Below are 5109 nucleotides of genomic sequence, written 5' to 3'. Positions count from 1 at the left end.
AAGAATTAAGAGATTTGTATGTTAAAGCTCAATTGCATTTTAAGCCCAAACCACCGGGATACCTGGAAGGCTCTAAATTGTTTAAAGTGGCTTATCCAAATTCTGGAGGTTTGAAGCCGAAGCTTGTCTTGCTACCGAGGTAGTCTCACAGTCCCTCTGCGCCCGTTTAAAGTCGTGGCGATTTCCCATCCCGACTTGAGCTATATTCCTAGCTGCATTTTCATCTCTATCTTGCTCGGTGCCGCAACTTAAGCAAAGTACCGAGCGGATAGATAAATCGATTTTACCCCACTTAAACCCACAGTCTGAACATATCTGGCTAGTAGGTTCCCATCGGCTGATGACCTTAAACTCTCTGCCAAACTTCTCTGATTTAGCCTCGCAAAGCCTTCGGAATTCGTACCATCCTTGCTGGCTAATAGCCCTCGAAAGTTTCCGATTCTTGACCAGGCCGGAAACGTTTAAATCTTCCAAAACAATCACTTGGTTTTCGTTGATTACTTTGGTTGACAGTTTGTGCAGAAAGTCTTTTCGGCTGTCACCAATCTGATTGTGCAACTTGGCAATTCTCATGCGAGTCACATTCCGTCTTTTGGAATCTTTTGGTTGACGAGCCAACTTGCGTTGTAATTTACAAACTTTCCGGTCTAGCTTTTTATAGCTAGGACTTTCGGCTTTTTCGCCATTGCTCATCACCGCAAAGGTTTTAATCCCTAAGTCGATACCGATGCTGGGGTTTTTAGCTTCAGTCTGAATTGGTTGAATCTCTACAACAAAGCTCAGGAAATAGCGGTTTGCACAGTCCTTAATTACCGTGACCGAACTAGGTTCAGATGGTAGCTTTCTCGACCTGATGGGATTGACAATTCTAATCTTGGCTAAATAAACTCCATCACCTTTGATTGAAAATCCGCCAACCCGAAAACGTGCCGACTGGCTGTTGGTTCTTTTTTTGAACTTAGGATATCCGACCTTAGACCCCTTTCTCTTTCCTTTGCATGAGTTGAAAAAGTTCTTAAAAGCAGCATCTAAATCGGCAACTGATTGTTGTAGTGGGATGCACGACACATCCCCTAGCCAAGCCCTTTCTTCAGTATTCTTGGCTTGGGTAATGACGATTTTTTGCAAATCTGCCGAACTTGGTTTCTTGTCAGACTGTTTGCACAGGGCAAGAGCATCGTTCCAGACTACGCGCACACAGCCGAACATTTGAGCTAGGCTATGCTGCTGTTGGCTGCTTGGGTAAAATCTGTAGCGATATCTTGCTTTCATTGCTTGTGCTAGAATTGGTCTGCAACTAAATAATATCAAAGAATATATTAGAAATCAAGAAAAGCCGTCAAGCGAAGGACGGGGCTTGTATCCCATTTTTTTGGTCAACTCCGACACAAACCAGCAGGTTTGAGAACACATATGTTAGTCAGTATGGGTTCTGCACTGTTTGTTTTAATCCCCTTAGCACTTGGTAAAAATGAAAATGTACGAGATGCTATAAAGCGTCTAATTCAAGGTATTGCCGCCGGGGTTGGCTTTTTGGGAGGGGGAGAAATCCTGCGACAATCTAAACAGGAAATAGGCGAAGTAGAAGTTCACGGACTCACCTCTGCGGCCGCTATTTGGGTGTCCGCAGCTTTGGGGACTGCGGCAGGCTGTGGCTTGTGGGAACTTGCCTTAATAGGCGCTTTACTATCGCTGTTTGTTCTGAGGTTTATTAAAAAACTAGAACGCCACAAATAGCTATGATACCTATCTAAAAAAAACCAGTTTTTCGGGTTATAGGTGTCTATTGGTTGTGAAAAAAACTGCATATCATTTGACCAGGATCTTTTTTGCCAAACGGCACAACTTTACCATCTTTTTTCACAGTGCTGCGACTGCGACAGTTGTAAACCTCCCTAGGCTTTTTTACTCCATCAATACTCAAAATTGCTCTGTATTCCCAATAGTTTTTGGCGCTACGTTTTAGCTCGACAATACAAATCTGCTGTCCGTTGTAATTGCGGCAGACAGATGCCTTAGCTGGCAACGCGACCCAGAAAAATAGTATTAATAAAATGACAAAGGCAACACATTTCACGATTCACTCTCTATGCTAGGGCATCACCTCTATCCTACAACATCGTAGGATAACTGTACAAGACCAGAACTGTAGGTTTGACATCCAGTTAGCTGCAAATCTGTAGCAGTTGTGGGAGCGGCAAACAAAGGAATACCTTCGCCCAAAACAATCGGATGGACCGAAAGAATCAGCTCGTTTATCAATTTTTTTTCCAGAAAATCGCGAATCACTAGAGAGCCTCCAACTAACCAAATATTTTTGCCATCAAGCCGCCGCAACTCCTTGACAAGATTATCTATATCTGCTACGGGAGTGACATCATGTTGTGGTTGAAAATTAATATTCTTAGTTAAAACATAACTCTTTTTTTCCTGATAGGGATACTCGCCAAAAGTTAGAACTTGGTCGTAAGTCTTTCGCCCCATGATAATTGTATCGATGCTATTTAAAAAATCAGTATAACCATAGTTTTGGTCAGTAAACAGCCAGTCAATCTCGCCCTGGGGTCTGGCGATATAACCGTCTAAACTAGATGCAATGAATAGTATAATTTTACGCATGACTATACCGAACTCTATATAAATATTATAGCGGTTTTGTGTTCTTCCACACCATAACGTCCCTGTGATTAACAAAATATTGCACATCTACTACCAGATAAGTTAATATAGAGATAAATACGTTCTTTATTTTAATCGAAATTACTAGCCCAAAAGTGGCATTTGAAAAAGGAAGCTAATTTTTTATGAAAAAAATTAACCGTGTTGCAGTTATTGGAGGAACCCACGGCAACGAACTCACAGGAATTTACCTAGTGAATAAATTTGAGCGATCGCCGAATTTAATAGCACGCTCGAATTTTAAAACTGTTGCCATGCTAGCCAATCCCAAAGCGTGCAAAATTGGCAAACGTTACATCGATATCGACCTCAATCGTTGTTTTTTACGACAGGATTTAGAAAATTATCATCTCTCGACTTACGAAGCACTACGAGCCAAAGAAATCTACCAAATGTTGGGCTCCAACAATACGGATAATCCTGATTTAATTATCGATTTGCACAATACCACCGCCAACATGGGTATCACATTTATTCTGGATAGCCAGCATCCCTTTAATCTGGAGTTAACTGCTCATTTAACATCTGTCGATCCCCAGATTAAGGTACTGGTTTCGGGAAAGCACAATCAAGATAGCTCTGTGTTGCGATCGATTTCCCCGTTAGGATTTACCCTGGAAGTTGGTCCCGTGGCTCAAGGGATATTGGATGCCAGTTTATTTGAGCAAACTGAGGAAATTATCGGCACAATTTTAGACTATGTAGAAGCATATAATCAGGGTAACATTTCTACCGCCAAAAAACCCCTGACCCTTTATCAAAAAATTCAGACTATCGACTATCCCAGAAATGAGTTGGGAGAAATTCAGGCAATGATTCATCCTCGATTGCAATTCAGAGATTATCAACCGCTGCATCCAGGGGAGCCGATGTTTTTGACCTTTGAGGGCGATGAGATTGTATACGAAGGTAAATCGACGGTATATCCAGTATTTATTAACGAAGCTGCTTACTATGAAAAAGGGATTGCGATGTATTTAACTCAAAAGCAAATGGTTGGTTATTAGTTATTTGTTATGAGTTAGGGGTGATGGCTCATCGGTCATTTCTTGAGAAGAATCTGGGGATAAAAATTCTTCTTGAGACTCAGGAAATGATGAGCGAGATTGTTTCCATACTTCCAGACTCATAATGCAGGCTATCAGCCACACCAAACCAGCAGTATACCCCGCAATAATATCTGTGGGCCAGTGAACTCCTAGATAAAGCCGACTCAAGCCAATAACAGAAACTAATAAAATTGTTAAAATGTAAATCCACCAGCGCTGCTTGGGAAAGCGAGAGCCCAAAAAATATCCTAGCAAACCATAAATAACCATTGACACCATCGCGTGTCCGCTAGGAAAACTGTAAAATCTCACGTCAACTGCGCGTTCCCAAAGTTGAGGGCGAGCGCGAGCAAAAACTTTTTTTAACAGTAGGTTTAAACCCACTGCGCCCGCACCAGCCAGCGCAATAGTTGTGGCTTCCGAGCGATGTTGCTGAGCCCACAAAATAATCACCAAACTCACACACACCGCTAGTAACAAATTCGGCTCTCCCAAAAATGTAAAGCCGATCATTATTCGATCGCGCAGTGGAGTGTGCAGTTCCTTCAGAGTGAGTAAGATAGAGGTATCGAAAGCATAAGTTTCTTTTTCCAGAACTTCCTTGGCGAGGGTGGCAAATCCCCACAGCGACAAAGTGGCGATAGCAAGTCCGGCTAATCGAATGATTGAAATCAGCGATCGAATTCTAGAGCGCATTCATTTAACTACTTAAAAATCACTAATCCCAGACAGACAATAATACAACAAATCTAGGAAACGAAAATACCCGATCGACCGTCTATATTCCCGATCGACTATATTTTGAAGCATTAATTGATTTTCTGGGACTACCCACCTCAGCTTTTAGCAGCCATCGACCAATGACTTTACTCAAACAAACAGATTTCGGCAATTTTCCTGGCTTTGGGGTTGACAAATATCTCTAGCTGTGGTGCCCAAAACGCAGTCAATACATCCCTAGTCACAGCCAACACCATCGCCCAAAATCTAGTCTCCACCGCAGTGGCCCAAAAGCCCAACATCCCACAATTTGGTCAACCCATCGACTGTACCCTGGGCAAAGATTGCTTTATTTTGCAGTATTTCGATCGCGATCCGATCCCAGCCGCCGTTGATTTTGGGTGCGGACGCCAAACCTACAACGGCCACGATGGTACGGACTTCGGCATTCCCGACGCCAAAGCAATGGCAAAAGGAGTCCCAGTTATCGCCTCCGCCGCCGGCAAAGTTTTGCGGGTGCGAGACGGTGTGGTAGTTGACATACTCCCCGGCGTGAACGCGCGGGGATTCTTGACACTTCACGGAGATGTGCCACAAGTGGTCTTACCTTCTCTCTGTGTCCGAAAGCGAGTCGTGGCAATGCCCTATCCCGACTTTGTTT

At 43.1% G+C, this 5109-nt stretch carries 5 protein-coding genes and 2 pseudogenes; 3 read left to right on the top strand and 4 right to left on the bottom strand.

Translation table 11 applies throughout. From position 1 onward, the window contains the following. Nucleotides 1-81: 81 nt before the first annotated feature. The gene (locus AAFP14_RS26615; protein ID WP_341735152.1) at nucleotides 82-1272 is read right to left on the bottom strand and encodes an RNA-guided endonuclease InsQ/TnpB family protein; all 1191 of its coding nucleotides are present in this window, start codon (nucleotides 1270-1272) and stop codon (nucleotides 82-84) included. A gap of 117 nt (nucleotides 1273-1389) precedes the next feature. On the opposite strand from AAFP14_RS26615, the pseudogene AAFP14_RS26610 reads away from it, so the two are divergent. After that, nucleotides 1390-1737, top strand: a pseudogene (locus AAFP14_RS26610) (MgtC/SapB family protein); the annotation flags it as partial. A 46-nt stretch (nucleotides 1738-1783) separates the two neighbouring features. Here the strand turns inward: AAFP14_RS26610 and AAFP14_RS26605 are convergent. Both AAFP14_RS26605 and AAFP14_RS26600 read right to left on the bottom strand, forming a co-directional pair. Continuing rightward, nucleotides 1784-2026 (bottom strand): hypothetical protein, encoded by a 243-nt coding sequence (locus tag AAFP14_RS26605; RefSeq protein WP_341735151.1) that lies wholly within the window; start codon nucleotides 2024-2026, stop codon nucleotides 1784-1786. Between the two features lie 80 nt (nucleotides 2027-2106). Then, the gene (locus tag AAFP14_RS26600) at nucleotides 2107-2619 is read right to left on the bottom strand and encodes a dihydrofolate reductase family protein (protein WP_341735150.1); all 513 of its coding nucleotides are present in this window, start codon (nucleotides 2617-2619) and stop codon (nucleotides 2107-2109) included. Between the two features lie 185 nt (nucleotides 2620-2804). On the opposite strand from AAFP14_RS26600, the gene AAFP14_RS26595 reads away from it, so the two are divergent. Continuing rightward, nucleotides 2805-3686, top strand: coding sequence for an aspartoacylase (locus tag AAFP14_RS26595; protein ID WP_341735149.1), 882 nt, complete (start codon nucleotides 2805-2807; stop codon nucleotides 3684-3686). Here AAFP14_RS26595 and AAFP14_RS26590 read toward each other — a convergent pair whose 3' ends face one another. Beyond that, nucleotides 3687-4424, bottom strand: coding sequence for a phosphatase PAP2 family protein (locus AAFP14_RS26590; RefSeq protein WP_341735148.1), 738 nt, complete (start codon nucleotides 4422-4424; stop codon nucleotides 3687-3689). Between the two features lie 207 nt (nucleotides 4425-4631). On the opposite strand from AAFP14_RS26590, the pseudogene AAFP14_RS26585 reads away from it, so the two are divergent. Continuing rightward, nucleotides 4632-5109 (top strand): annotated as a pseudogene (locus AAFP14_RS26585) (hypothetical protein); the annotation flags it as partial.

This window comes from Microcoleus sp. EPA2, from assembly GCA_020882975.1.
Lineage (GTDB): Bacteria > Cyanobacteriota > Cyanobacteriia > Cyanobacteriales > Microcoleaceae > Microcoleus.
This window is presented reverse-complemented; position numbering and strand designations above follow the sequence as displayed.